We start from the raw sequence: 25,421 nt of genomic DNA, 5'->3' as shown, positions 1-25,421 counted from the left end.
TAGGCTTGCGTCCAGTGCCTGCATGACAAGATCGTTCCGCTTTTTCGGCACGCCATCACGGCCTTGGACGGAAAGGGCGCGGCATCAGCGTGGCGTCGTAATCGCACAACGTCTCGGCGCCGGTATCCGGCTTCAGTTCGCCATCGCCCGCGACAGGGTCGTCAGCTGCTTTTCGAGTGAACCGTCATTATGGGCCTTGGCCAGCATCGCAACGAGCGTGGCCGCCGTGACGACCTGGACGCTGTGGTTCTGCCGGATCGCCTTGCGCCCGACATCACCCCCAATGAGACACTGAAGATCATGGTAGTGCCTTGAGATGCGCGCCTCGCCGGGCTCGATCGGTATGCATGAGCTGGGCCGCCGCTCGTATGGCGTTGGGCGGCACGCTATGTCATTTCACACCGGCGCCTTCCAAATAGGTGATGATCGCCGCGCGCTGGGCGGCATTGGAAACGCCGACAGTCATTTGGGTGCCAGGCACCATCTGACGCGGCGCTGTGAGGAAGGTGTCGAGCGACGAACTGTCCCAGACGATGTTCGACTCTCGCAACGCGGCTGAATAGCGTGCTCCCTCGATGCTGCCGGCCAGGCGGCCGATGACGCCAGACAGATGCGGACCGGCCCTGTTCTGGCCAGGCTCCATACTGTGGCACGCCCCGCAGCGCTGCCGGAACAGCCGCTCGCCGTCGGCCTGCTGCGCGGAAGCGGCGGCAGGCAACAGCAGGCCGGCGGCCAACAGCGTAGCCAGGGATGCGCGCGCTCGCATGATGGACGTCGCCACAGTTGCAACGCCAGCGGACATAGGGGGGCTGTGTGTCTTGGCTTGTGATTGGTTCATCGGATGGCCTCTGCGAAATGTTGAGGGGAGGAGTTTTGCTGCGGGCCGGAGGCTTCCGGCAGGACCAGCCGCTCGACAGCAACAGCGGTGGCTGGGCAGGGAAGGAGAGGATGCAGGCGGTAACTTGTCCTTTGTTTCGACGGGGATGATCCAATCGTGGCGCGGTAGCGCGGCAGTCCTGATCGCGGGACGGGTTTCGGTCAAGCCGGCAAGGATCGTAGTCCGGTCGGAGGGTTCGTCTCAGGCACCGGCGCCGGGGCAAGGTGCTTGGCCATGTCGATGAGCGGTAGCCTGATGACAGCGCGAAGGCCCCCGCTCCGGTTCTCCAGCACGATATCGCCGCCGTGGTGACGGGCGATGGCGCGGGCGATTGATAGGCCGAGCCCGACGCCGCCGGTCTCCCGGTTGCGCGACTGCTCCATGCGGAAGAAGGGAGCGAACACCTGTTCCATGTTGCCTGGCGGAATGCCGGGTCCTGCGTCCTCGACGACGATGTCCAGACTGTCGGCACTCCGGACCAGGCTCACCCTTGCCTGTTCGCCGTAGCGGACGGCATTCTCGACGAGGTTGCGGATCGCCCTGCGCAGGGAGTCTGGCCGGCCGCGGTACAGCACCTTGGGTCCATCGGCGACGGTGATGTCTTGGCCGAGCTCAGCGAGATCGTCGCAGAGGCTGCCGACCAGCGCCGAAAGATCGACGGTTCGCGTCTCCTCTACCGTGGCGTCCTCGCGCGCGAATGCGAGCGCCGCTTCCGTCATCGTCTGGATCTCCTCGATGGTCTTCAGCATCTTTTCCTGAAGTTCGTGATCCTGGACAAACTCCGCGCGCAGCCGGAGCGAGGTCAGCGGCGTACGCAGGTCGTGGCTGATCGCCGCCAGCATGCGCGTGCGGTCCTCGACGAAGCGCTGCAGGCGCTCCTGCATGCGATTGAACGCCTCGGCGGTCTGGCGGATATCATCCGGCCCTGATTCCGGTAGCCGCGGCACGGCCTCGCCGCGGCCGAACAGTTCAGCGGCATTGGCGAGCCGTCGCAGCGGACGGGCGATTGCCTGTGCCCCGAAAATCGCTATGGCGGACAGGATGAGCGCGGTGAGCGCCAGCGATATCGCCGATTGCGTCATCCAGAAGGCGTTCGGCATTGCCTTGGCGTAGGCCGCATTCAGCCAAGTGCTGTCATCGAGGCGGACCGAAAGGCCCATGCCGTTTGGGGCGGCGTCCATATAAATAAACTTGGCCGGCCGCGAGAAGGGTTGGCCACTGCCGGACAAATCCACCATGCGCGGCGGGACGGAAGGATCGGCGGCATCGACGGCGGTCGAGGCCTGTCCGTTCATGTAGGCGGCATACTTGCCGGCAATCCCGGGCAACGGCTTGGCGAGCTCTGTCAGGGCCTCCTGTTGCCAGGCGAGGGGATTGTTCGGTCCGTCGTCCGAGGTCCAGAAACGCGTATAGGCGGTGCCGCTGACGTTGAGTATATCGGGCCGAAGCGAGGGCGGCGTCGTGTCAAGCAGAAGCGCAAGCGAGGACGTGCGGCTAACGAACTCGCCCTTGGCCGCCGCGTGCAGGGCCTGGCCGCGCTCGTCCCATGAGATCAGGAAGGTGATCGCCTGCGACAAGGCGAGCGCAAGCAGTACTAGGATGAGGAAGCGGGCCGCCAGGCTGCGTCTCCACAACAGCGTCATGCCTGGGCCACCTCGGCGGTGAAGCAGTAGCCGCCGCCCCAGTGGGTCTTGATCAGCATCGGACTCTTCGGATCCGCCTCGATCTTCTTGCGCAGCCGGCTCACCTGGTTGTCGACGGCCCGATCGAAGCCGTCGGCGGTGCGCCCGACCGTGAGGTCAAGCAGCTGATCCCGGCTAAGCACGATTCCGACGTGCTCGATGAAGGCGGTGAGAAGGCGGAATTCAGCCGTGCTGAGCGCGACCGCCACGCCGTCGAGCCCAACCAGCTCGCGGCGGCCGGCATTCAGCGTCCAGCGGTCGAACCGAAGTGCGTTCGACTTGAGCCGGCCGCGCTGCGGCGGCAGGCTGTTGACGCGCCTGAGTACGGCTTTGATCCGCGCCAGCAGTTCCCGCGGATTGAACGGCTTGGTCACGTAATCGTCGGCCCCGATCTCAAGGCCCACGATCCGGTCGATCTCCTCGGCCATGGCGGTGAGGAAGATGATCGGAACGTCGACCGTCCCGCGCACGTGACGGCAGGCGGCAATGCCATCCTCGCCAGGCATCATGACGTCGAGGACGATGAGATCGGGCAGGCTGCGGTCGAGCAGCCGCTTGAGCGCGGCCGTGCTGTCGGCGACGCTAACGCGATAACCCTGCTGGGTGAGGTATTTCCCGACAAGGTCGCGGATGTCCCTGTGGTCGTCGACGACCGCGATGTGCTGCGCCCCTTCCATGCAATGCTCCAAAAGCCGCTACCAAATAGTCGGTCAGTATCGACGATATCTAGTTTGCGTCTACACGGATGATCACCTTTCGCATCATGGCGGCAACTCGCGCGACATCAACAAACCGTGAGAAGTGTAACGAAGTGTAACAGAATGCCTCGCCTGCGACAGCTTGCTATGAACTGCCGTTCAACGGGACAAGGTTCTGCGACAGGTCCTGGCTAATTTTGGCCTCGTCGCTAGCCGGGACTTCCAGTCTCTGCCGCCGGGTCATGCCGCGTGGCATTCGGACGGCAGTCCTCGCCAGCCTTTGATCGAAAGGATTGCACAATGGCCAGATTGATCGTCAACGGCACGCCAAGGGACATCGAGGTCGATCCGGAAACGCCGTTGCTGTGGGTGATTCGCGAGCAGATCGGACTTACCGGGACGAAGTACGGCTGCGGGGTTGCCGCCTGTGGAGCCTGCACCGTCCATATAGACGGCGTCGCCACGCGCTCCTGCGTGCTTCCGGTGAGCGCGGTCGGGCCGGATCAGCAAATCACCACTATCGAGGGGCTTTCACCTGACAGTTCGCATCCGGTCCAGCAGGCATGGCTGGCGCTCGATGTGCCGCAATGCGGCTATTGCCAGGCCGGCATGATCATGGCTGCGGCGGGGTTGCTCATGCAGAACTCGAACCCCACGGACGAGGACATCAACGGCGAGATCACCAACATCTGCCGCTGCGGCACCTACAACCGGGTGCGCGCCGCGATCAAGCTTGCCGCCAATGACGGCCAAGCCACGCAACGCGGTTGAGGAGAACAATCATGAACGCCGTAATTTCCGTCTCCCGCCGCAGCTTCATGATAGGCGTGGCCTCCACCGCCGGTGGCCTGTCCCTCGGGTTCAATGTGCCGTTCATCAAGCCTGCACTTGCCGAGGGCGCCGAGACGGCGCCGGAGATCAATGCCTGGGTAGTGATCAGACCGGACGACACGGTGGTCATCCGCATCGCCCGATCCGAGATGGGGCAGGGGACGCTGACCGGCCTGGCGCAACTCGTCGCCGAGGAGTTGAATTGTGACTGGTCCAAGGTCACGACCGAATATCCGTCGCCGGCCCAGAACCTCGCGCGGGACCGCGTGTGGGGCAATTTCTCGACCAGTGGCAGCCGCGGCATCCGCGAATCGCACGAATACGTGCGCATTGGCGGCGCCGTAGCGCGCGAGATGCTGATTGCCGCTGCGGCCGCCGAATGGGGCGTGCCGGCCAGCGAATGCATCGCGAGGATGGGCGTCGTCACGCATGCGGCATCGGATCGCGCCATCTTTTATGGACAGTTGGCCGCCGCCGCCGCGCAAATGACGCCGCCCGCCCACGTCACGCTTAAGGACCCGAAGGACTGGACCATAGCCGGCAAGCCGCTGCCGCGGCTCGACACGGCCGACAAGCTCAATGGCAGCCAGGTCTACGGCGTCGATCTCAAACTGCCGAACATGCTCAACGCGGCGATCCGGGCCTGCCCGTATTTCGGCGGCAAGGTGAAGAGCTTCGACGCGGCGGCGGTGGCTGAAATGCCCGGCGTGCGTACCGTCGTTCAGGTCGACGAGACCGCCGTTGCGGTTGTCGCCGACACGTGGTGGCGGGCGAGGACCGCTCTCGATGCCCTGCCGGTCGTCTGGGACGAAGGTCCCAACCGGCAGGTCACCAGCGCCTCGATAGCGGCGATGCTCGAAGAGGGGCTCGGCGCCAATGACGCCTTCATCGGAGCCGCGCAAGGCGATGCTCGTGCTGCCCTGTCCGCCGCTGGTCGGACGGTTACTGCGACTTATGCTTATCCCTATCAGAACCACGCGACCATGGAGCCGATGAACGCGACGGCACTCTACACGCCGGAGCGCTGCGAGGTCTGGGTGCCGACCCAGAATGGCGAGGCGAGCCTGGCCGCAGCGGCTGAGGCCGCTGGCCTGCCGGTGCAGCAATGCGAGGTGCACAAGATCCATCTCGGCGGCGGTTTCGGCCGGCGCGGCAACTTCCAGGACTATGTGCGCCAGGCGGTCAGCATAGCCAAGCAGGTGCCAGGAGCGCCCGTGAAGCTCATCTGGTCGCGTGAAGAGGACATGCTGCACGGCGCATATCACCCGACCACGCGATGCCGGCTGACGGGCGCGCTCGACGCGGACGGCAACCTGACCGCTCTGCACATGCGCATATCCGGCCAGTCCATCCTTGCGGCGGTGCGGCCGGAAGGCATGCAGAACGGCATGGACCCTGTCGTTTTCCAGGGCCTCGTCCTCGCCGGCACGGAAGGCACGCTTGGCTATACGGTGGACAATCTGCTTGTCGACCATGCCATGCGCAACCCGCCGATCCCGCCAGGCTTCTGGCGTGGCGTGAACCTCAACCAGAATGCGCTCTACGTCGAGTGTTTCATGGACGAACTCGCCCATGCGGCCGGCGTTGACCCGCTCGCCTTCCGACGCAAGCTGATGGCCAGACATCCAAAACACCTCGCGGTACTGGAGGCGGTTGCCGAACGGGTCGGCTGGGACACCCCGCCCGCCGCCGGCGTCCACCGCGGCCTGGCGCAGATCATGGGCTTCGGAAGTTATGTCGCAGCCGCAGCGGAGGTTTCGGTCACCGACGGGCAGCTTAGAATTCACCGCATGGTGGCGGCGACCGATCCGGGTCATGTCGTCAATCCCGCACAGGTGGAGCGGCAGGTCGAAGGCTCTTTCGTCTACGGCCTGTCCGCCTGCATCTACGGCGAATGCACCGTCAATGGCGGCCGTATGGAGCAGGAGAATTTCGACAGCTACGAGGTCTTGCGCATGGCCGAGATGCCGGAGGTGGAGACGATCATACTGCCGTCCGGGGGCTTCTGGGGCGGCGTCGGCGAGCCGACTATCGCAGTCGCTGCGCCGGCCGTCCTCAATGCGATCTTCGCCGCCACCGGAAAACGCATCCGCACGCTGCCGCTGAAGAACCATGATCTCGCATGACATGAGGCGCTCGAAGAACAGGCGCGGTGGACGATCGTTCGCGCCCGTTCTGCTTGCAGGGCTCATGGCCAGCGCGTCGGCATGGGCCGAGGCGGCGCCCGGTGCGACGGCGTGCACCGGCTGCCACGGACGGGCGGCGCTCGGCTCAGCCATCCCTTCGCTCGACGGCCACGCCGCCGACGACATCGTCGCCCAGATGCAAGCCTTCCGATCCGGGGAGCGCGAGGCGACGGTCATGGGCCGCATCGCCAGCGGATATACCGAGGAAGAGACGCGCGCCATCGCCGAGTGGCTCGCCAAACCGGAGGCGGCACGCCGTGCCCAGCCGTAGAGTCGTGATCGGCGGTGCGGCGGCAAGCGTCGCCGCGGCCGTTCTTGCCGCGCCGCAGGTGCGGGCACAGGCGCAGCCCCGGGTCGTCGTGGTAGGCGGCGGCTTTGCAGGCGCAAGCTGCGCACGCGCACTAAAACAGCTGGATCGCGACGTTGCCGTGACGCTGATCGAGCCAGAGACAGCCTATGTGGCCTGTCCGTTCAGCAATGCCGTGCTTGCGGGTCTGCGCGGCCTCGAGGTGCAGACCTTCGGTTATGACCGGTTCGGCGACATCGAGCTCATCCGAAAGCGCGCTGTCGCCGTCGATGCCGAGCGCCGGCTCGTTCGCCTGGATGACGGTACGGATATCGGCTACGTCAGGCTGGTGCTGGCGCCCGGCATAGACCTGCGCTTCGACGCGTTGCCGGGCTACGATGAGGCGGCGGCGCAGATCATGCCTCATGCCTGGAAGGCGGGGCCGCAGACGCTGCTGTTGCGCGATCAGCTCGCCGCCATGCCGGACGGTGGGACGGTCATTCTTTCCGCGCCCGCCAATCCGTTCCGCTGCCCGCCCGGTCCCTACGAGCGGGCAAGCCTGATCGCGCATTACCTCAAAACCAGCAAGCCACGCTCCAAGCTGATCATCCTCGACGCCAAGGACGCCTTTTCGAAGCAACGGCTGTTCGAGGCGGCCTGGCCAGAGCTCTATCCTGGCCTCATCGAATGGGTGCCGCTGTCCTCGGGCGGCAGGGTGACGGAAGTCGACCCGGCGACAAGAATGCTGGTGACCGAGTTCGGCAGCCATGAGGCCGATGTAGCCAACGTGATCCCGCCGCAACGCGCGGGCAGGATCGCGCAGTCGGCCGGTGTCACGGATCAGACGGGCTGGTGCCCGATCGATCCGGTCACCTTCGAGTCCCGCCTGCAGCCGGCGATACACGTCGTCGGCGATGCGGCGATCGGCGGAGCGATGCCGAAATCCGCCTTCAGCGCCAACGCCCAGGCAAAAGCCTGCGCTGCGGCGGTAGCCGCCCTGGTCAGGGAGCGGCAGCCGGCGCAGCCGAAGCTCATCAACACCTGCTACAGTCTGGTCGCGCCCGGCTACGGCATTTCGATCGCCGGCGTCTACCAGCCGCGCGACGGCCTGCTTGCCGAGGTGGAGGGTGCGGGCGGCACTAGCCCGCTCGAAGCGCCGTCCTCCGTCCGCGCACTGGAAGCGGCCTATGCGGAGGACTGGTTCCGGACGATCACCAGCGAAGTGTTCGGATGATGAGGACGACGACTTGCCTCACTCTCACGGGATTGCTGCTTGCCGCTTCGCCCGGTAGCAGCGAGGAGGTGGGATCCTACGTCGTGACCGGCGATGCGATCATGGAGCCTCTGGTCGACAGCAGAGGGGATACGGCTCGCGGCGCCGCGCTGATCTCGGACCGGCAGCACAGCCTCTGCACGCTCTGCCATAGCGGGCCGTTCCCCGATGCGCACCTGCATGGCACGCTGGCGCCCGACCTGACCGGCGTCGGGACAAGGCTTTCGGAAGGCCAGATCCGGCTGCGCGTGGTCGACATGAAGCGCCTCGCGCAGGATACGATCATGCCTTCCTACTACCGTGTCGCGAAAGAGGAAGACCGGCGCGTCGCCACTGTCTGGCGCAGCAAGCCGATCCTGACCGGCGCCGACATCGAGGACATCGTCGCCTATCTCACGACGCTGAAAGGGTGATGATGCGCGAAGATCCGCTTCGAGTTCACACGGGCCTGGTCGGGCGGCGGCAGTTTCTTCGGGCCGGAATGGCCGGGCTTCTGGTGATCAGTCTGCCGCGCTGGGCCGTTGCTCGTCCGAGCCTCGATGAGGCAATCAGTACCTTCACCGGCGGAGCCGAAATCCTCGACGGCCGCGTCCGGCTCGATCTGCCGCCTCTGGTCGAAAACGGCAACGCGGTCGCGATCACGGTTACCGCCGAGAGCATGATGACCACGGACGATCATGTCCGGCGCATTGCGGTCTTCAACGAAAAGAACCCGGAGGCGAATGTCGCGGTTTTCCATCTCGGTCCGCGCTCGGGCCGCGCCGCCGTCTCGACGCGGGTCCGGCTCGCGACCTCCCAGGTCGTTGTCGCGGTGGCTGAGATGAGTGACGGCAGCTTCTGGTCGAGCAAGGCGAGCGCGATCGTCACGCTGGCCGCCTGTATCGAGGACCTCTCATAATGGCGCGCGCGCTTGTCAACGTGCCGAAAACGGCCAAACAGGGGGAGGTCGTCGAGATCCGAGCGATGATCGCCCATCCGATGGAAACCGGCTATCGTGTCGGCCCGAACGGCATCAACATCCCCCGCGACATCATCCGCAGGTTCGCCTGCACCTATAATGGCGAGGAGGTGTTTTGGGCAGATCTCCATCCGGCAGTGTCGGCCAATCCGTTCCTTGCCTTCACGCTCGTCGCCACTACGAGTGGGACGATCGAGTTCGCCTGGACCGACGACGCCGGAAAGACTCAAACGGCATCGGCCGAAATCACGGTGCGCTGATGCGCGCCCTTTGGGGTCTAGTGGGGATCACTGCGGCGGGCGTCTGCAGCTTGGCCATCGCTGCCGGCATCGAAGACAGCGAGAAGCGCTCCGGCTTCGATTTCATGACGCCGGAGACGCAGGCGCTGCAGGCCGACGACATGAACAACCCCGGCATGCTGTGGGTGCTGCAGGGCGAGCAGCTCTGGCAGCAGTCGGAGGGCAAGGCGGATGTCGCTTGCTCCGGCTGCCATGGCGACGCGTCCCGGACGATGCGCGGCGTTGCCACGCGCTACCCGGCTTTTGACGAAGCGACGGGACGGCCGATCGACCTTGCCGGGCGTATCAACTCCTGCCGAGCGGAGCGGCAGCAGACCAAGCCGCTGGCGCTGGAGTCTGACGCATTGCTTGCCCTGACAACCTATGTGGCGCATCAGTCGCGCGGCATGCCAATAACACCGGCAACCGACGCCCGGCTCGCGCCGTTCCGCGACAACGGCCGGCGTCTGTTCCGGAGCCGCATCGGCCAACTCGATCTTTCCTGCGCTTCCTGCCACGACGAAAATTGGGGCAAACGGCTCGGCGGCAGTGCCATCCCACAGGCGCACCCGACCGGCTATCCGCTCTACCGACTGGAGTGGCAGACGATCGGTTCACTGCAGCGGCGCTTGCGCAACTGCATGATCGGCGTGAGGGCCGAGCCCTTCGCCTTCGGCGCGCCCGAATTCGTCGACCTGGAACTCTACCTAATCGAGCGGGCGCGCGGCCTGCCGGTCGAGACGCCGGCCGTGCGGCCGTGACGCCGGCCGGGGACTCCGCGCAACCTTGGGAAGCGGCGTCCTTTTGGGACTGCGACAGTTTCGCACCTTGGGCGGCGCTCGCCTAGCGGACCTGATGACAGTCCCCATCCGTGGCCGCCCACACGGATAGGCGGCCGAGGAAAATCGTATCCAAAATTGTCGAAACGCGCGGATTCCAAGGACTGCGAGGCTCTCGCGTACATTCGAATACATCTCGATGCTACTCGGGCAAACTCCTGCGACAGGCTCAGCATAAGGTTCAATCGTGAGCAGGAGCCTCGTCATGGTGACGAGACAGAAAGCCGACAGCGGTCTCGCAAGCAGGATTCAATGCGGCGCGAGACGCCGATTGGCGGTCTGCTCATTTTAAGAAAGGAAGGATACGATGAACAAACTCGTAGCAGCTTTCGCCCTCCTCACCTTGTCGACAGGAGCCTCTCTCGCCGCCAATCAAAACCCGGACCGTGACCCAACCCGCGGATTCGCTACTGGTATCGAGAACAGCGAAATGACCTTGGATGCCAATCACACGGCTTCCTTGCCTCTGCCCGCGATAGCCACGGAGGAAGGACAACCACAGTCCTCCGGCAAGGTTCCTAACGAGCGTGCGCCATGGGCGGGCCGTTAATATACTGAGCTTGTCTCCCGCAAGAATGTCCAATCACCCGCCATGCAACGAGGGTGGTTGGACAGGCGGCGCACGAAAAACTTGCCCATCTACGGTTGGATTGAACGTCTTCAATTACTTGCTGGTGACGCTGAAGCCGGCGCTGCGAAGTGATTGAGCAAACCCGGCTTGGCGTTGCGCCCAGCGCGCAATCGCAGAGCCTTCACAGGGAACCGCTACGCTAGAGTATACTCTCAGAGACCGACGCTAAATTCGACTCGCAGCAACGGGCGACCAAACATCGGGGCACAGCAAACCGGCAGCCCCTCGCTATTCCCAGCGAGGCGCACGGAGCATGCACGTCGTGCGGCGTGGCGTAACCGAGCCGGAAGTCTGAGCGACCGGAAGGCTTCGGGCATCTGATGTTCTGCATCCCAGGTATAGATGCCTGTCAGATTGATGTGTTCCCAGCTCAACACCGACACGCCAGGCTCTAGGCAGGACCCGACGAGACGGTCTTTCGATGCGGGTATCGGCGTCGCCGCTCCGATTGACAAGCCTCACCCGCAGTTTCCGCTCATCTTCTTCCATCACAAGGGTGTCGACCTATTTTGGCGGGCACTCGGTGGTGGCACGGGAAAGCGGCGGTCAGGTGCCGCCCCCATTTTTGGGGTGCATCTTGTAGCGATACACGATACACGAACCTATGATCGCCAGCTTTCGGCACAAGGGCCTCGAAGCCTTCTACCGCACTGGCGCGACGAAAGGCATCCAAGCGGCCCATGCCCGAAAACTCGGGGTGATCTTGGCCATGCTCGATGTGGCCAAGGAACCGCAGGACCTGAATCAACCGGGCTTGCGGCATGCCCTGAAAGGCGACCTGAAAGGGCATTGGTCGGTGTGGGTGAACGGGAATTGGCGCATCACCTTTCGCTTTGACGGGGCCGACGTCGAACTGGTCGATTATCAGAATTACCACCAAGGACACGAACCATGATCCATACCCATCCTCATCCGGGCGAAATCCTCAAGGAAACGGTGTTCGAGCCGTTGGAACTGTCCGTAACGGAGACCGCCAAGCGGCTGGCCATGTCGCGGGTGGCCCTGTCGCGGGTGCTGAACGGCAAGGCCGGCATCAGCCCGGACCTGGCACTGCGCTTGGAGAAGGCCGGTGTCAGTACGGCGCGCTTCTGGATTAATCTCCAGGCGAACTACGATCTATGGGTGGCGATGCAGCATGAGCAGCCGCCGGTGCGGCCGCTCCAAAAGGCGGCGGCCTAAAATGGAACCCGGCGACCCGTGGACCGCATATTCGAACGCATGGAATGACGCAATGCCCGCGCGACAGTCACTGGGCGTTACCACCCTCTAAGTGCCCGCCGTCTGTTTGCGCCAGTTCGGGAGGTCTGCTTCTTGTCTGAGCGGCCTCCAAGGGCTGCAATAAGCGATGGCGGCTTTCAGGATGTGGCGCGGCCATAGCACGGCCAGAACAGGCTGCCGATCCGCGGGGCCGTGCTACAACTGCACCGAGAATTCCTTGATCAGGCCATCCTTCGGCTCGAGGCCCAGCCCCGGCTTCTGCGACACAGTAAGATACCCGTTCTCGGGCTGCGGGACGCTCTCAAAGATCGCGTTGTAGGCCATCCACTTGTGGAAGTGGTATTCGACCAATCCGCCGTTCGACAGGCCGGCATGCAGCGCGATGTTGTGCGGGCCATTGCCGTTGCCGTGCGAGAGCGGGATATGGAAGAGCTTGGCAAGGGCGGCGGTGCGTATCGCCGCCGAGTAGCCGCCGTCATTGTTGACATTGGGCTGTATGTAGTCGACCGCGTCGGCCAGGATCAGGTCGCGTGCGGAGAACTTCTCGTTTTCTGCCGCAGCGACCGGAATGATCGTTTTCGAACGCAGTTCGCGCAGCAGCCTCGGATCGTTGTAGTAAAGCGGCTCCTCGACGAAGCTGATGTCGAGCTCCTCGCATCGCTTGCAAAGTTCCACCGCCTGGGCCAGGGTCATGCGCAGATTACCGTCCATGGCGAGCTTGACGTCCGGGCCGACGGCCTCGCGCATCGCCTTCATGCGGATGTAGTCATCCTTCGGATCGGGGATGGGCTGACGGCCGACGGTGTTCTTGAGATGGTTATTGCCGAGGTTGACGAGGTGGGTCGCCTCCGCAGCCAGTTCCTCCGGCGAATAGACCGGCGCGTTGTCGTAGGCCGCGCCGTGCGTGACGTAGACCGGCACCTTGTCGCGCGCGCCGCCCAGCAGGTGATGCACTGGCTGGCCGAGCATCTTGCCCTTGATGTCCCAGAGCGCGATGTCGATCATCGCTAGCGCGGAGATCAGAGTCCTCCCCAGCGGCCGTTCGAAGCTGGCGCGGTCGAACAGCAGGGGAATGCGTTCGGTGCGCATCGGGTTCTCACCGACGATTTTCGGCGCGATGTATTTGTTGATCAGCTCGATGGCGACATGGTGGGTGTAGCCGCTGGTCGCCCAACCGACGAGGCCGTCGTTGGTCTCGACCTGGAGAAGCAGCGCGCCCTCCTTGTTCGGCTTATCGCGGTAGGGAGGCGGCGTGATCGGGATGTTGGCGAGCTTGTGCGCTTGGATACGAGCGATCTTGATCCTGGTCTCGACGACATTGTTGTCCTGTTGGACATAAACATCCTGAAGCACGACGTCCCTCCTTTCCCGACGTTCCGTGTGCCGGGAAGGCCCTCTCTAGCGGAAGCCCAACTTCAGAAAAAATTCAAAAATCCCAACGATTATTCTGAAAATCTGAAGTCGCCTGGATCGCGCCGGCCCTCAGGTCTGGCGCAGCGACACCCGGATCAAGTGCGCGAGCCGTTCGGCGGCCGGCGACAGCTCCTTGCCGCGCTTGCGCACGATGCCGTAGCGGTGAACGAGCTCGGGCTCGACGATCTTGTATACGCGCGACTGGCTCGCCTCTGCGAAACGGACGATCGACTGGGTGAGGATTGCCGCGCCGATGCCGGCCTCGGCCATCGCGACGAGTGTCTCCGTCTGGATGCAGCGGTACCGAACGTTCAGCGCGATGCCGCGAGCGGCAGCCTCGCGCTCGAACATCGCTCCCATCAGGGTGGTGGTGTGATAATGGAGTAGGGGCAGGCTGGACAATTCCGCCAGCGTGATGGTGCGACGATTGTGCGGACACATCTGCCTGGGGATCAGCGCGTGCAGCGGATCGTCAAGCAGCGGCTCGAAATCGAGGTCCGGATCGCCGGAGATCGGGCCTATGCCGAAATCGACAGTATCGGCTTCTATCACCCGATAGAGATCGGCGGACTTGAGTTCCGACAAAAGCATCTTGATTCCCGGATAGTCGCGTTCGAACTCGGCGAGGATACGCGGCAGATGGGTCGAGGCGATGGTGGGCGCGCAGGCCAGCGCGACCTGGCCGCGCCGGATGGCCAGTGCCTCCTGGATGTTGCGCAAGCCGATGCCGACCTCTTGCAGGCCGCGCTGCGTACTGGTGAACAATTTGCTCCCCTCAGGCGTGAGCTTGACGTCGCGCGTGGTGCGGTTGAACAGCTTGGCGCCGAGTTGATCCTCGAGTTGCTTTATCTGCATGCTGATGGCGGACTGCGAACGATGTGCCCGGTCGGCGGCCGCCTTGAAGCTGCGGTTTTCGGCGACCAGCATAAAAGTTTGCAACAGCTTGAGGTTGACTCGCGCCAAAGCGGCCGCATTCGCGTCCTGCGGTGGTTTCGGTTCGCTCATTGGTGGCGCACCCCGAGATAATCCCCGGCCACGCCAGCGCGGCTGGGATCATGGCTGCAGCTCGGCGGATCAAGCATCGCCGGCCCTCTTCCGGGCTGACGAGACTGCCTCAAAGGCATCTAGAAGGACACGCACCAGCCGTCCTGAAGGCGCGCTGCGCGGCCACAACATGCCGATCTCGCGCACCAGCGGCGGGCCGGGCAGTGGTAGGCGCGCGACCGACAGTCCCTCCGGCCATGGTGGCGCCCAGTCCGGCAGAACGGAAACGCCGAGACCGTTGCTGACCATCACCGTTATGGCTTCCAATGAATCCAACTCCAGCCACTCCCGGGGCCGAAGCTTCTGGCGGCGCAGCCACTCGTCGGCCAGCCGGCCACCCCAATTGTTGCGGTCATACCGGATGAAGGGCCGCGTTGCGAGCAACTGTTCTGGATCGCTCGCGGCGAGTGCGCTCGGCGCAAGAAGGATCAAAGGCTCGGTCCGAAGCACGCTCCAATGCAGCGATTTGGGAATCGGAAAAGGCGGCCGCACCAATATGGCCGCGTCGATGCTTCCGTCGCCGAGCGCCTGATAGAGATCAGTGGAAGTGCCAGGGAGAACGAAGACCTCGACTGAAGGAACCGCGTCGACAAGGTGCCGCAGGGCGGGCGCAAGGATGCCGGTCAGCGCGGTCGATATGGCGCCGAGTCTCATCTCACCTGCTGGCGAATCGGTCTGTGCAAGGGTTTTTAGGTGGCGGATGTCGCCGAGGATTCTGCGGCTTTGTTCTAGAATTGCATGGCCGGCATCGGTCGGCTGCACCACGCGGCCCGCGCGTACCAGCAGCCGTTTGCCGAATTCGTCCTCCAACGCCTGCATGCGTTGGGCCACGGCGGCCGGCGTGATTGCTAGACGCCGGGCCGCCTCGGCCAGAGAACCGAGTTCGGCCACGAGGAGGAAGGTTTCGAGAAAGCGTGTTTCCATCGATAGAAAAACTATCATTAAATTATACGGCAAGCCATGTTTTCTTCTGTGCATCGTTGATGATAATCCGCCTTGAACTGGAGGGTTTTCCGTGGATCTTGAACTGAAGAGTAAGGTCGCGCTCGTCTTTGGAGCCGGCGGCGGATTGGGCGGGGCGATCGCGCGGTCGCTGGCCGGCGAAGGCGTGCGCGTGGTCGTCGCCGACATCGACGAAGCGGCTGCGGAAAACACCACCTCGGGCATCAAGGGCGCCGGCAATGAGGCGCTGACAATGGGCTGGGATATCGGCGACCTGTCCTCGATCGACGGACGCTTGGCCTCGATCGAGAAGGCCTTCGGCTCCGTCGACATTCTGGTGAACAATACGGGCGGCCCGCCGCCGACGCCGGCCGCCGGCCAGTCTTCAGAGGACTGGTCGAAGTTCTTCGACAGCATGGTGCGTTCGGTGATCGCCGTCACCGATGCGGTGCTGCCCGACATGCGCCGGCGCAAATGGGGCCGCATCATCACATCGACCTCGTCGGGCGTGGTGACGCCGATCCCAAACCTCGGCATGTCGAACGCGCTCAGAATGGCACTGGTCGGGTGGTCCAAGACGTTGGCGGCCGAAGTCGGCCGCGACGGCATCACCGCCAATGTCGTGCTGCCCGGGCGCATCGCCACGGGACGCATAACCTTTCTCGACGAACAGAAAGCCAAGCGCGAGGGGCGCTCGGTCGAGGAAGTAGCCGCCCAAAGCACGGCGTCCATTCCGGTCGGGCGCTATGGCCGGCCGCAGGAATATGGCGACGCGGTCACCTTCCTGGCGAGCCCGCGCGCATCCTATATCACCGGCTCCGTCATTCGCATCGACGGCGGCTTGATCCCCAGCATCTAAGGAGAACCCGATGACTCTTGACCCGAAAGTCGTAGAAACCCTGCAGGGCGTCTCCACCGCGACCCTCACCACAGTCCTCCTGAAGAAGGGCCTGCGCAACGTTTGGATGCGTGGGACCAAGCCAATTCGTCCAGGCCAGCCGCGCGTGGTAGGGCCGGCTTTCACTCTACGCTTCGTGCCGGCGCGTGAAGACCTCGCCACTCCGGCAAGCTGGGCCTCGCCTATTTCGACCCGTGCGGCGATTGAGGCGATGCCCGAAGGTTGCGTGGCGGTGGCTGACGCGATGGGCGTGCTCGACGCCGGTATTTTCGGTGATATCCTCTGCGCGCGCATGGCCAAACGCAATGTCGCCGCATTGGTCACCGACGGCGTGATGCGCGACGCCGCGGGCGTGCTCGGTACCGGCTTCAACGTATGGTGCAACGGCATTTCCGCGCCGCCGTCAGTGGCCGGTCTCACGTTCGTCGGCTGGCAGGAGCCGATCGCATGCGGCGGCGTGGCGACCTTTCCTGACGATATCGTGGTGGTGGACGATGACGGCGCGGTGCTGATCCCCGCGGCATTTCTCGACCAGGTGCTGGTCGAAGCGCCGGAGCAGGAGGCCATGGAAGCGTGGATCATGACCGAGGTCGATCGCGGCGTGCCGCTGCCCGGTCTCTATCCGATGAACGAGGAGACGAAGGCGCGCTATGCCGCTTTCGCGAAGAAGACGTGACCTTTGGCGTCGATGCCAAGGGCGTCTACCCGATCGCGGCGACGCCGTTCAATGCGGACATGTCGGTCGACTACGGTTCCGTCGACCGGCTGACGGAATTCTACCAGGATGCCGGCGCCACCGGCATGACGATCCTCGGCATTCTGGGCGAAGCCCAGAAACTGGAGCCCGAGGAATCGCTGACAATCGCAAGACGCGTGATCGCACGCTCGCGTGTCCCTGTCGTGGTTGGGGTGTCCAACCCGAGCTTTGTCGCCATGCGCAGGCTGGCGCGCGAGGTGATGGATGCCGGCGCAGCCGGCGTGATGCTGGCTCCGGCCTCGCACCTGCGCAGCGACGAACAGATCGCCGCCTATTTCCATCACTGCGTAGAAGCAATCGGTCCGGACGTGCCTTGGGCCCTGCAGGATTTTCCGCTGACGCTGTCGGTGATCCTGTCGGTGCCGATGATCTCGCGCATTATGAAGGAACATCCCTCCTGCGTCATGCTGAAGGCAGAGGACTGGCCGGGGCTTGAGAAAATCTCGATGATCCGCAAGCTGCAAGCTGCGGGCGATCTGCGGAAATTCTCGATCCTGACCGCCAATGGCGGGCTGTTCCTGGACTTCGAGCCGGAACGCGGTTCGGATGGCGCGATGACGGGCTATGCCTTTCCGGACATGTTGGTCGAACTCGATCGGCTGCACCGGGAAGGCGAGCGCGACGCAGCGCACGATCTTTTCGACGCCCACCTGCCGTTGATCCGGTTCGAGCAGCAACAGGGGGTTGGGCTGGCGGTGCGCAAATACGTGCTGATGCGGCGCGGCGCCATGACCTCGGACGTGCAGCGCAGCCCGCGCTCGTCGCTGACGCCGACCGGTCGATCCGAAGTCGACTACCTACTGGAGCGGTTGGCTCGAAAGGACCCGCGAGCAAGGCTGTGACGATGCGTGCCGCCCGCCCGCCGCGGATATATGTAGGGCGATAGATTGTATCGGGGCCCGGATCATTGCGATCGATCCTCGATCCGATCGACGATCATCTTCGCGATCGGCATAGCGGACGTCGCCGCAGGCGACGGCGCGTTGCAGACATGCAGCTGGCGCGGGCTGTCGAGGAATAGGAAATCGTGCACCAGCGTGCCATCGGCCAGAACCGCCTGCGCACGGATGCCGGCGCCTGGTTGTCCGAGGTCCGGGAGCTCGAGCGAGGGGCAGTATTTGCGGCACTGCTCCAGGTAGCCGCGGCGGAAAATCGAGTTGCGGAACTCGTCGATGCCTGACGTGAGATTCTTGCGGGCCATTTTCCAGAAGCCGCCGAAGGTGAGCATCTGGGTGACATCGCCCAGGTCGATGCTGCCCTTTGGATAGCCTTCGCGATGGAAGCCCAGCACGGCGTTGGGCCCAACTGTCACCCGTCCGTCGATCATGCGCGTCAGGTGGATGCCGAGGAAAGGCAGATCCGGATCGGGGATCGGGTAGATCAAGTGCTTGACGATCGTCGATTTCGCGTCGGGCAATGTGTAATATTCGCCACGGAACGGCACGATCTGGTGGGTGGGATTAAGCCCTGCGAGCCTCGCCAGGCGATCCGACTGCAGGCCGGCGCAGGCAACAAGCTGCTCGGCGCGGATCGTTTCGCCATGATCGGTGGTCACCACCACGCCGGTGTCGTCTTCCGAGATACCTTTGACGCGGGTGCCGGTCATCAGTTTGGCACCTTTCGCTCTGAGGCCCTCGGCCAGAGCGTCGCAGATCAGCTTGTAGTTGATAATGCCGGTCGATGGCACGAGCAACGCGCCCAGGCCAGCGATGTTTGGCTCGATCTCATGCAGACGCGCCGCGCTTACCTCCTCGAAGCCAATGCCATTCTCCAAAGCGCGAAGCTTCAGCGCTTCCATGCGCTCCATCTCGACCGGGCTGGTGCCGACAAGCAGCTTCCCGCACACCTCGAACGGAATGTTATTGTCGCGCGCGAAGGCTTTCGTGGCCTTCGCCCCCTCGCGGCAGAGCTTCGCCTTCAGGGAGCCGGGGGCGTAGTAGATGCCGGCGTGAATGACACCACTATTGTGGCCGGTCTGGTGCTCGCCGAAACCGGCCTCCTTTTCGATGACCAGGATGCGAGCCGCCGGATCGCGGGCCAGCATATCGGAGGCGGTGGCGAGCCCGACGATGCCGCCGCCAACTATGCAATATTGAAATGTCATATGCTGCAGTCCTGTCAGACCTCAGCCTCGTCCGCGGCGATCTTCTTGCGCCCGGCCAGCTGGAGGAAGAGTGGGATCAAGAGCACGAGAACTGTGGCGATGAACAGCCCCAGCGCAATGGGCCGCTCGATGAAGACGAGCAAATCGCCCTGCGATTGGATCAGCGTGCGGCGGATGTTTCGCTCCAGCAGTGGCCCCAGCACCAGGCCGAGGATCAGCGGCACGGCTGGATAGTCGAGCCTGGCAAGGATGATTCCGGCACCGCCTGCCAGGATGGTCAGCATTACGTTGAACGTCGAATTGTCGATGGCAAAGACACCGTAGACGACGATCGCAATGACGATCGGATAGAGATAGGCGGTCGGAACGAAAAGCGCCGCCGCCAGGAGCGGAGTCAGCAACAGCGTCAGGAATACAAGTGCCAGGTTGCCGATGGCGAAAGAACCAAACACCGACCAGACAAACTGCGGATTCTCGGTGAACAGCAGCGGGCCCGGCTGCAGGCCGATCATGATCAATCCGCCCATCATAACCGCCGTGGTCGCCGAGCCCGGGATGCCCAGCGTGAACAGCGGGATCATCGAGCCGTAGGACGCTGAATTGTTGGCGGCCTCAGGCGCTGCCACGCCCTCGACGATGCCGGTGCCATACCTTTCGGGGGTCGGCGAGAGGCGCTTGGCGAGTGCGTACGAGAGCATGGTCGCCGCCGAGGCGCCGACGCCGGGAAGGACGCCCACGAAGAAACCGAGCACCGATCCCTGCAGCAGCTGCCAGCGTGTCTGAACAGCGTCGCTCATCCTCGGCAGCAGTGAGGCGAAAGTGTATTTGGCCACCGGCTTATCTACATTCGCCTCCAGGGAGGTGAAGATCGCGGTAAGTCCGAACAGGCCGACGGCGACGATGGAGAAGTCGAGCCCGTCGAACAGGTTCATCGATCCGCCGGTATAGCGCGGCAAGCCGGAAATGGGGTCGAGTCCCACCATGCCCAGCCACAAGCCCAGCGCCAACGCGATGAAACCCTTGAAGGCGTTGCGGCCGCCCAATACGCTGAGCAGCGAAAGCGCAAAAAACATCATCGCCGTCATCTCGGTCGGACCAAAGGCAAGTGCATAGCGCGATACCGGCACCGAAAGAGCCACCAGCCCGGCGATGCCGAGAAAACCGCCGACGAAGGAGGCGAAGACGCTCGTCCCCAGCGCGCGCCCGGCCTCTCCTTTCTGGGCCATTGGATAGCCATCGATGACCGTCATCACGGAAGGCGCGTCGCCGGGAATGCCGAGCAGGATCGACGTGATAGCGCCGCCGAACATCGAGCCATAGTAGACACCACCGAGGCACGCGATTGCCGCGACGCCGCCGAAGCCTGCCGCCACGGGCAGCATGATCGCAACACCGGCGGTCGGTCCGAGGCCAGGGAGCGCACCGATCAGCAAGCCGATCACGGCGCCCAGTATGGTGCAGGCGAAGATTGCCGGATCGGTGGCGGCGAGAATCCCGTCCCACAGCAGCGCAAGCGTTTCCATCGCGATACCTCTCTTGGGTGGCCGATTAGAAGCCGAGCGGTCCCCTGGGGGTCGGCACGCCCAGGAGGTTTTGGAACAGCAGCAGAAGGATGATCGGCGTGATCACCGACACCGCCGCAAGCTTGATGAAGAAAACTGGCCCCGGTTCGGTCCGCAGAGCCAGGCCGATCGCCGCCATGGCCAGCATGGTGGCGATCATCATGCCGAGATACGGGGTCAGCCAGACGGCGATGAGCAGCGCCGCGATCACGACCCCAGCCTTTGCCGCCTCGCGGCCCGATATGCCCGGACCAAGTTTCTCGATCCCGCCAAGCGCCCGGTAGAGATTTATTGTGCTGAGCAGAGCGATCGACGAACCGATGATGATGGGGAAGAGACCGGCCCCGGGCGTGGTGCCCTGCATCACGCCATAACCGATGCCCGTGTAGATAAGCCAAAGACCGAAGATTATCAGCAGTGCGGCGACCAGTAGGTCGAGCCGTTGAACGCTCATCGCTTTCCTCCTCCCGACGGATAGGAGCCACCACGGCGGGTGGCTCCCAGCAATGTCACTATTTGATGATGCCGAGTTCCTTCATCATCGTCTCGTAGCGCGCGTTGGTGCGCTCGAGCACTTCCTTGAAGCCTTCCGCGTCGACATAGTCCGGGATGTCGTGGAAGCGGTCGATATACTGCTTCTTCCACTGCTCGCTGGTCGCAACCTTTTGCAGCACGCCCTCCCAGTAGGTGACGACTTCCGGTGGAACGCCCGCAGGCATGACCAGTCCGCGAAGCTGGGTATGCAAAATGTCGCCGTAGCCGAGTTCCTTGAAGGTTGGGATGTCAGGGAAGGCTGGCGAACGCTCTGCCGATGTGATCGCCAGTGGCCGCAGCTTGCCGGCCTTCATCTGCGCCATCGCCTCGGATGGATTGAGAAAGCCGACGTTTACATGCCCGCCGAGCAGCGCCGCCATCACCTCGCCCTCACCGTCGAACGGCACGGAGTCAATCTGGATGCCGAGCGCGTTGGACGTCATCTTGGCCAGCAGTGCCGCGTCGGAGACGACCCCAGTCGTACCGGTGGTGAAGCGCGGCGTCTTCTTCAGGTCGTCAAGCTTCTGGTATTCGCTAGAGGTGGGGACAACCATGATGTACGGTGACTGCGCGATCGCAGCGAGCGGAGTGAAGTCCTTGTAGCTCACCGGCGAGCCACCCAGGAGTGGCGTGGTGAAAAAGCTGACGCTGACGGTCGCCAGATGATAGGGATCTCCCTTTTCTTTGGCGACTGCGCTGTAGCCGACCGCGCCCGAGCCGCCTGTACGGTTCTCAGGCAGGATCTTCACAGGGATCAGCTTCATCTCCTCGATCACGCCGGCGATGGTGCGGGCGAGCGTGTCGCTGCCGCCGCCGGCGCCGAACGGGATGATCATTTTGATGTCCTTGTCCGGATATTCTGCTGCCGCCGGGCTGACCGCGATGGCCGCGGCTGTGAACAAACCGAGGCCGACGGCGCGGCCGTGGTTGACGAAGTTCGAGAGTGCGTAGGTCATAGTCGTTTCCTCCCAGTTAGAACTTGGAACAGCGCCGGAACCGATCGAACCATTTTCTTGGCGGTCCCGGGGCAGCGATTGTCAGGCGCGCTTCTTTTCGATGGTTTCACGCAGCAGGTAGCCGTGTGCATCACGACCGGTGAACTGGCTGCCTTTGGGATCCTTGACCCGGCCATCCTTGAGCGCTTCGTAATTCGGCGTGAAGCCAAGGCCCGGCGCGTCCGGGATTGTCATCTTGCCGTTCACGGGGTCGGGCGTGCCGTTGAAGAAATGCTTTCCGGTCATCCACATGCCATAGTGGAATTCGACTGGGCCGCCATTCATCACGCCAGCCAGAATGTGCATGTTGAAGATCGGCCAACCGCCGCCATTGGCCATCGGCAGATTGAAGGCCTGGGCGAGGTGCGCCACTTTGAGCGCCTCGGTGTAGCCGCCATTGTAGAGAACGTTCGGCTGCAGCACGTCTACCGCGTGATGGACGACGAGTTCGCGGAAGCGCCAGCGGTTGCCTTCCATCTGGCCGGCGGCGATTGGAATCTTGACCCGGCTGCGCAGGTCGGCAAGCGCACGCGCGTCGTTCTGCTGGATCGGTTCCTCGAACCATTTCAGGTTCGCGTCTTCCACCGCCTTCGCCAGCATGAAGGCGTCATGCGGGTTGAAGTAGCAGTTGGCGTCGATCATGAGGTCGACGTCGGGGCCGATTGCCTCGCGTGCGGCATAGACGCGACGCACATCGTCCTTCCAGGTACGCGTCGGCTCGCCGCCGACGACCATCTTCAGCATGGTGTGCCCGTCGGCCAGAAACTTCTTGGCGTAGTCGGCGATCTGCTGCTCGTCGAAGAACGGGTAGCCAAACGTCGCATAGGTGTAGGCCTCGCGGGAATAGCCGCCCAGCAGCTCCGAGACCGACTTGCCGACAATCTTGCCCTGGAGGTCCCACAGCGCGATGTCGATCGCCGAGAGAGCGTTGGAAATGACACCCGTATAGGCGCGGTTGTTGAGTTGCTTCCATACTTTGGAGTGGATCGCCTCGGTGTGGAAGACATCCATGCCCCTGATCAACGGATAGATATGATCCTCGATGCACGGCATGGTCGACCAGGGCAGGAACTGGCCGGTGCAGCCGAGCCCCTTGAGACCCGTGTCGGTCTCGACCTCGACAAAGACGAACATGCGAGATTCGATGGATTCGCCAATGCCAGGCAAATCGATCTCGTGGCGATGCAGGCTGGCTGTGATGTTTGCAATTTTCAAGTGAGGTCTCCTTGGGATAAATGGGTCATATGGCGGCCGCGGCGGGCGCCGTCGTTTCGATGGACGCTTTCCAACGCGCCTTGCCGTTAAGGACGTGCTCGCTCCCGCGGCGCCGCGCGAGTTCGGCGTCACCGCATTCGATCGCCTCGACGATTGAGCGATGCTCCAGATTTGTCTGGCCGGGCGATGACAAAGAGCGCCGCAAGGAATGGGTCTCCCGGATCAGGTCGTTGTAGACGCGATGCGCGCAGGAGTGGTCGGCTATGCGGCCGATCAGTTGATGAAACTCGAGGTTGATCTCGTAGTAGTGCGCGATCCTGCCGGCGGCGATCGCTATGTCCATGTCGGCGATCAGGCGCTTGAGCTTTGCCACGTCGGAGGCGGTACGCCGTTCCGCGGCCTGCGCGCACATCAATCCGGTGAGCAACGAGCGCACGTCGTAGTTTTCGCGATCTCGCGCTGGGACATTTCACGTACGAAAACACCACGCGCCGGGACCGACACAAGAAGCCCCGCCTCGACCAGCGCACGCGTCGCCTCACGCACCGGCGCACGGCTTACCGCCATCTGCTCGGCAAGCACCGCCTCCTTGATCCTGCTGCCGGGCTGTATGTCCCCCGTGAGGATCATCCGTTCGATTTCGGCGTAGACGCGAACGGCAAGACTTGCGGTTCGCTCGATCGGCCTTGCTGCAAAAGTCATGCCTTGCCCCTCGTTTCCCTGCCGTCAGTAAACTGAAAACTGTCGACAGTAAAATCGAGGGGAGAAAGCACCCAGTCCGCGCCGGATTCCTGTGCAATTTGATATAGGCGTCGATGGAGGCCAGGCCCGATGGGAATGCCGGTCTTCTCGCGCTCGGCGCGGACCCTGCGCTCAGGGTCGCCCGCCACCTGGACAGGCTTCAGCGGGTCCACCGGGGGCGTTGCGCGCAGATCGTTGCAGAAGCGGGAAACGTCGGCGCGGAAGTCCGCTATCGGACGGAACAAGGCGGGGTTGATGGCCATGAAGAAGTGGCCGACATCGAGGCCCCAGGGCTGTTTCGAATGGTTGGGATCGGTGATCAGCGTAGAGCCGGACAGGCATGAGGCGAGGATATTGACCATCGCAGCCAGCCCGTAACCCTTGTAGCCGGCACTGTCCGCCGACCCGCCCAGCGGCGACAGGAAGCCTCCTCCCATGACCGCCGCCGGGTCCAGCGTGGGCACGCCCTTGCTGTCCATGCCCCAGCCCGGAGGCATGAGTTGACCTTCGACGATCTTATTTCGAACCTTGCCGGACGCCACGGTCGTTGTGGCCATGTCCAGCACGAACGGTCGGCCGGGTTCCGCGGGGGCCGCGAAGGACCACGGGTCGGTGCCGAAGCGCGCCGCCGCACCACCGGTCGGGGGGACACGGATGCCGAACACGCTGGTGGCAGCCATGCCGATCAACTCATGATCGGTAGCCATGGTGGTGAAATAACCCAGCGCGCCGAAATGGCCGGAATTGCGAACCGACACCACGCCGACGCCGGCTGCGGTCGCCTTGGCGATCGCGGTTTCCATAGCGTATATAGCGGGGTCATGGCCGAGGCCGCCATCGCCGTCGAGCAGGGCACTGACCGTCGTTTCCTGGACGATGGTGGGCTTCGACTGCAAATTGATCGGCCGTGTCAGACGTCGTTCGTTATATTCGACCAACAGCGCGATACCGTGGCTTTCGAGGCCATGGAGATCGGCCCATGCAAGCACGCCTGCCGACTTCTCGGCCTTCTCGGCGGGCATGCCCCAGGCGCGGAAAATGTTTGCGGCCTGACGGCGATGTGTCTCGAAATCATGTCTCATCGTGATCTCCCGGGCGGGCCGCTCGACATGACCGACATCCATCCGACGAGCAAGAATAGGAATGTGCCCAGTCGAAAAACAACGGCAGCTTCGATTGCTTCTAACGATAGTTTTTCTTCAGGAATAAGGGAGACGCTCCTCGATCCGGCCGTGGCCGGCTTGCGGCTCTTCTTCATGACACGAACAATCGGCCGCGAGCACGGGATCGTTGAAGAACAGCGCGACATCCTCCTCGAGAGTTCCCTGATTGCCTTTGAGCGCCAGGACATAATCGGCCTTCTTGGAGACGATCTTGGCGGCGATCTGCCTTTGCGTTCCCATCGCGTCGATGGTGACGATCGCGCCTTCGAGGGCGAGCATGTCGAGAAGCTCGGGAA

General features: G+C 63.5%; 28 protein-coding genes. 13 read left to right on the top strand and 15 right to left on the bottom strand.

Features of this window, described 5'->3' with window-relative positions:
* Positions 1 to 391: 391 nt before the first annotated feature.
* The 3 genes from NKJ89_RS29800 to NKJ89_RS29790 form a co-directional block, all read right to left on the bottom strand.
* Positions 392 to 766: a c-type cytochrome gene (locus tag NKJ89_RS29800; RefSeq protein WP_352607782.1), complete on the bottom strand. Its 375-nt coding sequence runs from the start codon at positions 764 to 766 to the stop codon at positions 392 to 394.
* A 272-nt stretch (positions 767 to 1,038) separates the two neighbouring features.
* Positions 1,039 to 2,520 (bottom strand): ATP-binding protein, encoded by a 1,482-nt coding sequence (locus NKJ89_RS29795; protein ID WP_352607780.1) that lies wholly within the window; start codon positions 2,518 to 2,520, stop codon positions 1,039 to 1,041.
* Positions 2,517 to 3,236: a response regulator gene (locus NKJ89_RS29790; protein WP_352607778.1), complete on the bottom strand. Its 720-nt coding sequence runs from the start codon at positions 3,234 to 3,236 to the stop codon at positions 2,517 to 2,519. The genes NKJ89_RS29795 and NKJ89_RS29790 overlap by 4 nt, the downstream gene beginning before the upstream one ends.
* Positions 3,237 to 3,557: 321 nt before the next feature.
* Between NKJ89_RS29790 and NKJ89_RS29785 the strand changes: the two genes are divergently transcribed.
* From NKJ89_RS29785 to NKJ89_RS29740, 10 genes are all read left to right on the top strand, one after another.
* Positions 3,558 to 4,028 (top strand): (2Fe-2S)-binding protein, encoded by a 471-nt coding sequence (locus tag NKJ89_RS29785; RefSeq protein WP_352607776.1) that lies wholly within the window; start codon positions 3,558 to 3,560, stop codon positions 4,026 to 4,028.
* Between the two features lie 11 nt (positions 4,029 to 4,039).
* The gene (locus NKJ89_RS29780; protein ID WP_352607774.1) at positions 4,040 to 6,214 is read left to right on the top strand and encodes a xanthine dehydrogenase family protein molybdopterin-binding subunit; all 2,175 of its coding nucleotides are present in this window, start codon (positions 4,040 to 4,042) and stop codon (positions 6,212 to 6,214) included.
* The gene (locus NKJ89_RS29775; RefSeq protein WP_352607771.1) at positions 6,201 to 6,545 is read left to right on the top strand and encodes a c-type cytochrome; all 345 of its coding nucleotides are present in this window, start codon (positions 6,201 to 6,203) and stop codon (positions 6,543 to 6,545) included. Before NKJ89_RS29780 ends, NKJ89_RS29775 begins: the two co-directional genes overlap by 14 nt.
* Positions 6,532 to 7,794, top strand: a complete 1,263-nt coding sequence (locus NKJ89_RS29770; RefSeq protein WP_352607769.1) for an FCSD flavin-binding domain-containing protein — start codon at positions 6,532 to 6,534, stop codon at positions 7,792 to 7,794. The genes NKJ89_RS29775 and NKJ89_RS29770 overlap by 14 nt, the downstream gene beginning before the upstream one ends.
* Complete coding sequence (soxX, locus tag NKJ89_RS29765; protein WP_352607767.1) at positions 7,791 to 8,246, top strand: sulfur oxidation c-type cytochrome SoxX; 456 nt, start codon at positions 7,791 to 7,793, stop codon at positions 8,244 to 8,246. Before NKJ89_RS29770 ends, soxX begins: the two co-directional genes overlap by 4 nt.
* A 2-nt stretch (positions 8,247 to 8,248) precedes the next feature.
* Positions 8,249 to 8,731, top strand: coding sequence for a SoxY-related AACIE arm protein (locus tag NKJ89_RS29760; RefSeq protein WP_352607765.1), 483 nt, complete (start codon positions 8,249 to 8,251; stop codon positions 8,729 to 8,731).
* A complete protein-coding gene (gene soxZ / locus NKJ89_RS29755) occupies positions 8,731 to 9,051 on the top strand; it encodes a thiosulfate oxidation carrier complex protein SoxZ (RefSeq protein ID WP_352607763.1) in 321 nt (106 codons plus the stop codon). The genes NKJ89_RS29760 and soxZ overlap by 1 nt, the downstream gene beginning before the upstream one ends.
* The gene (gene soxA / locus NKJ89_RS29750) at positions 9,051 to 9,830 is read left to right on the top strand and encodes a sulfur oxidation c-type cytochrome SoxA (protein ID WP_352607761.1); all 780 of its coding nucleotides are present in this window, start codon (positions 9,051 to 9,053) and stop codon (positions 9,828 to 9,830) included. The genes soxZ and soxA overlap by 1 nt, the downstream gene beginning before the upstream one ends.
* 1,313 nt (positions 9,831 to 11,143) lie before the next feature.
* Positions 11,144 to 11,434 carry a type II toxin-antitoxin system RelE/ParE family toxin gene (locus tag NKJ89_RS29745; RefSeq protein WP_352607759.1) on the top strand — a complete coding sequence of 97 codons (291 nt, stop codon included), beginning with the start codon at positions 11,144 to 11,146 and terminating at the stop codon, positions 11,432 to 11,434.
* On the top strand, positions 11,431 to 11,718 hold the full coding sequence (locus NKJ89_RS29740; RefSeq protein WP_352607757.1) for a HigA family addiction module antitoxin: 288 nt from the start codon (positions 11,431 to 11,433) through the stop codon (positions 11,716 to 11,718). Before NKJ89_RS29745 ends, NKJ89_RS29740 begins: the two co-directional genes overlap by 4 nt.
* 234 nt (positions 11,719 to 11,952) lie before the next feature.
* On the opposite strand, the gene NKJ89_RS29735 is transcribed toward NKJ89_RS29740, so the two are convergent.
* The 3 genes from NKJ89_RS29735 to NKJ89_RS29725 all read right to left on the bottom strand — a co-directional run bounded on the left by NKJ89_RS29735 (position 11,953) and on the right by NKJ89_RS29725 (position 15,138).
* Positions 11,953 to 13,110: a mandelate racemase/muconate lactonizing enzyme family protein gene (locus NKJ89_RS29735; RefSeq protein WP_352607755.1), complete on the bottom strand. Its 1,158-nt coding sequence runs from the start codon at positions 13,108 to 13,110 to the stop codon at positions 11,953 to 11,955.
* Between the two features lie 129 nt (positions 13,111 to 13,239).
* Positions 13,240 to 14,175, bottom strand: coding sequence for a LysR family transcriptional regulator (locus NKJ89_RS29730; RefSeq protein WP_352607752.1), 936 nt, complete (start codon positions 14,173 to 14,175; stop codon positions 13,240 to 13,242).
* Between the two features lie 69 nt (positions 14,176 to 14,244).
* The gene (locus NKJ89_RS29725; protein ID WP_352607750.1) at positions 14,245 to 15,138 is read right to left on the bottom strand and encodes a LysR family transcriptional regulator; all 894 of its coding nucleotides are present in this window, start codon (positions 15,136 to 15,138) and stop codon (positions 14,245 to 14,247) included.
* 91 nt (positions 15,139 to 15,229) lie between these two features.
* On the opposite strand from NKJ89_RS29725, the gene NKJ89_RS29720 reads away from it, so the two are divergent.
* From NKJ89_RS29720 to NKJ89_RS29710, 3 genes are read left to right on the top strand one after another with little or no spacing between them, the layout of a single operon-like run.
* On the top strand, positions 15,230 to 16,015 hold the full coding sequence (locus NKJ89_RS29720) for an SDR family oxidoreductase (protein ID WP_352607747.1): 786 nt from the start codon (positions 15,230 to 15,232) through the stop codon (positions 16,013 to 16,015).
* Between the two features lie 10 nt (positions 16,016 to 16,025).
* Positions 16,026 to 16,730, top strand: a complete 705-nt coding sequence (locus tag NKJ89_RS29715) for a ribonuclease activity regulator RraA (RefSeq protein WP_352607745.1) — start codon at positions 16,026 to 16,028, stop codon at positions 16,728 to 16,730.
* Entirely contained in the window at positions 16,727 to 17,653 is a 927-nt protein-coding gene (locus tag NKJ89_RS29710) for a dihydrodipicolinate synthase family protein (RefSeq protein WP_352607742.1), read from the top strand. The genes NKJ89_RS29715 and NKJ89_RS29710 overlap by 4 nt, the downstream gene beginning before the upstream one ends.
* A 62-nt stretch (positions 17,654 to 17,715) precedes the next feature.
* On the opposite strand, the gene lhgD is transcribed toward NKJ89_RS29710, so the two are convergent.
* The 9 genes from lhgD to NKJ89_RS29665 all read right to left on the bottom strand — a co-directional run.
* Entirely contained in the window at positions 17,716 to 18,915 is a 1,200-nt protein-coding gene (gene lhgD / locus NKJ89_RS29705; RefSeq protein WP_352607739.1) for an L-2-hydroxyglutarate dehydrogenase, read from the bottom strand.
* A 14-nt stretch (positions 18,916 to 18,929) separates the two neighbouring features.
* Positions 18,930 to 20,438: a tripartite tricarboxylate transporter permease gene (locus NKJ89_RS29700; RefSeq protein WP_352607736.1), complete on the bottom strand. Its 1,509-nt coding sequence runs from the start codon at positions 20,436 to 20,438 to the stop codon at positions 18,930 to 18,932.
* 25 nt (positions 20,439 to 20,463) lie between these two features.
* Entirely contained in the window at positions 20,464 to 20,931 is a 468-nt protein-coding gene (locus tag NKJ89_RS29695; RefSeq protein ID WP_352607734.1) for a tripartite tricarboxylate transporter TctB family protein, read from the bottom strand.
* A 58-nt stretch (positions 20,932 to 20,989) separates the two neighbouring features.
* A complete protein-coding gene (locus NKJ89_RS29690) occupies positions 20,990 to 21,967 on the bottom strand; it encodes a tripartite tricarboxylate transporter substrate binding protein (RefSeq protein ID WP_352607731.1) in 978 nt (325 codons plus the stop codon).
* An 81-nt stretch (positions 21,968 to 22,048) separates the two neighbouring features.
* Positions 22,049 to 23,221 (bottom strand): mandelate racemase/muconate lactonizing enzyme family protein, encoded by a 1,173-nt coding sequence (locus NKJ89_RS29685; protein WP_352607730.1) that lies wholly within the window; start codon positions 23,219 to 23,221, stop codon positions 22,049 to 22,051.
* A 25-nt stretch (positions 23,222 to 23,246) separates the two neighbouring features.
* Positions 23,247 to 23,657, bottom strand: coding sequence for a GntR family transcriptional regulator (locus NKJ89_RS29680; protein ID WP_352607727.1), 411 nt, complete (start codon positions 23,655 to 23,657; stop codon positions 23,247 to 23,249).
* Positions 23,633 to 23,923, bottom strand: a complete 291-nt coding sequence (locus NKJ89_RS29675; protein ID WP_352607725.1) for a GntR family transcriptional regulator — start codon at positions 23,921 to 23,923, stop codon at positions 23,633 to 23,635. Before NKJ89_RS29675 ends, NKJ89_RS29680 begins: the two co-directional genes overlap by 25 nt.
* Positions 23,920 to 25,044: an Ldh family oxidoreductase gene (locus tag NKJ89_RS29670; RefSeq protein WP_352607724.1), complete on the bottom strand. Its 1,125-nt coding sequence runs from the start codon at positions 25,042 to 25,044 to the stop codon at positions 23,920 to 23,922. Before NKJ89_RS29670 ends, NKJ89_RS29675 begins: the two co-directional genes overlap by 4 nt.
* A gap of 117 nt (positions 25,045 to 25,161) precedes the next feature.
* The coding region (locus NKJ89_RS29665; RefSeq protein WP_352607722.1) for an ISAs1 family transposase at positions 25,162 to 25,421 on the bottom strand (260 nt) is incomplete at its 5' end.

Source organism: Mesorhizobium sp. M0047, from assembly GCF_040323315.1.
In the GTDB taxonomy this organism is placed as follows: Bacteria; Pseudomonadota; Alphaproteobacteria; order Rhizobiales; family Rhizobiaceae; genus Mesorhizobium.
Note: the sequence above shows the minus strand (reverse complement) of the source record. Positions and strands in the feature narration are given on the sequence as shown.